Below are 2758 nucleotides of genomic sequence, written 5' to 3'. Positions count from 1 at the left end.
TTAACGTCTTCCCCGCCCTGAAGGACGGGGTTTTCAGCGCACTGTTCAGATGAATCCCACCTAAACGCTCCTGTGTCAACAAAATAGGAGAAAGAGAGCGTTTAAATGTTGACAAAAACCGATCAAGAAGGGAGCGTGACCGAAACTCGCCATTTGGAATTGCGATGGCGGGATGTATCCTTGATGCGAACGAAAAAACGGAGAAGAAAGTGCGCAAACTCATCGTCATGCGTGGACACCCGGGATCGGGCAAGACAACCCTTCTGCGCGAACTAGGACTGGAGGATTGGTCCTTGTCGGCGGACGATATCCGAAAGGTGAACAACAGCCCCATGCTAACGCTCGATGGGCGCCTCATTCAAAATCAGGACGACAACCACAACACGTTCCGAATCCTCCGAGAGACCCTTGAGTCCAGAATGGAGAAAGGGCAGCTCATCGCGCTCGACACCACGCTCATGGGCAGCAAGAGCAAGAAAACTCCGGCCTCGGGGTCGACACCCCCACAAAATCAGGAGCTGAAGTACCTCAAAGAAATTGCTCACAAGCACAGGTATCGGATCTGCATTGCCGACCTCAGCACGTTTCCGGTGGAACAAGCGATCGAAAACAACAAAGGACGACCGGAGACGCGGCGCGTGACTGAATATAGAATTCGCGAAATTCACGAGGGTCTGAACAAGGAGACCCTGGATACGACGGGCATCGAATACCTTCAGTGGGACGAGGAAGGTGCCTTGCTCGATCGACTGTGGAACTGGATAAAAGAACCCGTTCTGGACCTCAGTGGATACCGCGAGGTCGTTCACATCGGTGACCTTCAGGGAACCTTCGAAGTTCTGACCGGGCCGAACGGACCGCTAGCGCGTGGGCTGCGCGACGACACCGCCTACGTCTTTGTGGGAGATCTGTTGGATCGCGGTATCGAGAACGGCGAAATCTTGCGTTGGTTCGTCAACAACGCACTTGATCGCAACAATGTGTTCCTTCTTTGGGGGAACCACGAAGACCACCTGCATCGCTGGGCTCGTGGCATGACCCACGTAAGCAATGAATTCGAATTCCGGACGTTGCCGCAGCTGATCAAGAAAGGCATCACACGAGCCGACGCGGACAGGGTGTGCAACAAGGCGCGCGAGTTTCTGAAATACGTGTACGACGGGCGGCAGGTCCTCGTGACCCACGCGGGAATGCCACACTTCCCCGAGCACCCGGAACTCATCTCGCTCAAAGATTTCTCCAAGGGCGTTGGAAATTGGGAACACCCGATCGATACGACGTTCGACGAAAACACGAGCGAGGGCTATCAGGTGCACGGACACCGCAACCACGGCAGCATGGGAGTACAGGCGACACCGAGGTCCTTCAATCTCGAGGACTCCGTCGAGCACGGCGGCTTCCTGAGAACCTGCACGCTCTCGCGCGATGGCTGGACGGCAGGCGAATACAGGAATCACGTATTCCGGTCGCTCCGCGAGCGTTTGGCACTGGAGACGGTGCTGAGCGATTCAAGGAAGGCTCAGCGAAAAAAGTACCCGAACTGGATTTTGGAGGACAACATGACGGCCGAAGACACGAAAATTTCCGAGGAACTCCTGGCGACGATGCGCGCACACAGCGGCGTGCGAGAGAAAACGCCCGAAAGCCACCCACACGTCTCCTCGTTGAACTTCACGAATAAGGTTTTCTACGACAAGGCTTGGGACGATATCGTGGTGAAAGCGCGCGGCTTCTTCTTCAACAACAAGACGCGGGAAATCATCTCCCGAGGCTACGAGAAGTTCTTCAACATCGGCGAGACAGAGGAAACCTCCATGGAGGCTCTGGCCGAACACCTGGAGTTCCCAGTGACCGCCTACATCAAGGAAAACGGCTTCCTTGGCAACATCGGATATGATGCCGAGACCGACAGCCTCTTCATCGCGTCGAAGTCGACTCCAGAAGGAAAGTTTGCAGACTATTTCCGCACGATCGTCGAAAGCAAGATGTCGGAACGGCAGCTCGAGGAATTGAAGCGATACCTGCGCGACACGGAATCCTCGATGACGTTCGAGGTGATCGATCCGGTCAACGATCCTCACATGATCGAATACGATGAGCCGGATATGATCCTGCTGGACATTATTCGCAGGTCTTCCGAATTCGATAAGGCTCCGCAGGAAATTCTTGAGCGGATCGGGAAGAAATTCGACCTAACAACCAAGACGCAGGCCATGCGTTTCAAGGATTTCAACGCCCTTGAGCGCTGGATGAGCAACGTCACCAAGGACATGAATTACCGCATCAACGGCCTTCACCATGAGGGAGTCGTTCTGGAGGACGCGAAGCGTTACATGACGAAGGTTAAATTTCCCTACTACTCTTTTTGGAAGCAGATGCGAAGCATGAAGGACCGCATCATCCGAAACCGCATTAATAAACAGGAATTCACATACGAGCACACCTGGCGCCCAGACGGCCTCGCTCCGACCGAGGAGGAAATCGCACTCGCGCACGATTTCCGCGACTGGTGCCTTCAACAGGGCAGCGAGACACTGGAAGCAGGCATCATCGCGCTGCGCAAGGAGTTCGGACGGGATTTCGACTCCGACTTCGAGCGTAGATCAACACTGAAGGTCGCTTGACCTAAAGAACGAGCGCCACCAATGATAGAAAAAAAATCATGTTGGCGGCGCTCGGGGTCGAGGTAAAGTTAGTCGGTTCGCTTGCCCGCGGGGGTTTTTCCATAGACAGCGACGTGGATATATTGGTTACAAGC

3 protein-coding genes are annotated in these 2758 nt (G+C 54.6%); 2 read left to right on the top strand and 1 reads right to left on the bottom strand.

Annotated elements, in window-relative coordinates:
* Positions 1-229 (bottom strand): hypothetical protein (locus tag E1297_RS49675; RefSeq protein WP_209015615.1); only part of this gene is annotated, 229 nt, incomplete at its 3' end.
* Between E1297_RS49675 and E1297_RS03050 the strand changes: the two genes are divergently transcribed.
* The gene (locus E1297_RS03050) at positions 210-2624 is read left to right on the top strand and encodes an RNA ligase (RefSeq protein ID WP_196223166.1); all 2415 of its coding nucleotides are present in this window, start codon (positions 210-212) and stop codon (positions 2622-2624) included. The two genes, E1297_RS49675 and E1297_RS03050, sit on opposite strands and share 20 nt — an antisense overlap.
* A gap of 38 nt (positions 2625-2662) precedes the next feature.
* The coding region (locus E1297_RS51190) for a nucleotidyltransferase domain-containing protein (RefSeq protein WP_196223165.1) at positions 2663-2758 on the top strand (96 nt) is incomplete at its 3' end.

This window comes from Roseibium sp. RKSG952, assembly GCF_009711355.1.
The sequence above is the reverse complement of the archived record's forward strand: the minus strand, read 5'-3'. Positions and strand labels throughout refer to the sequence as shown.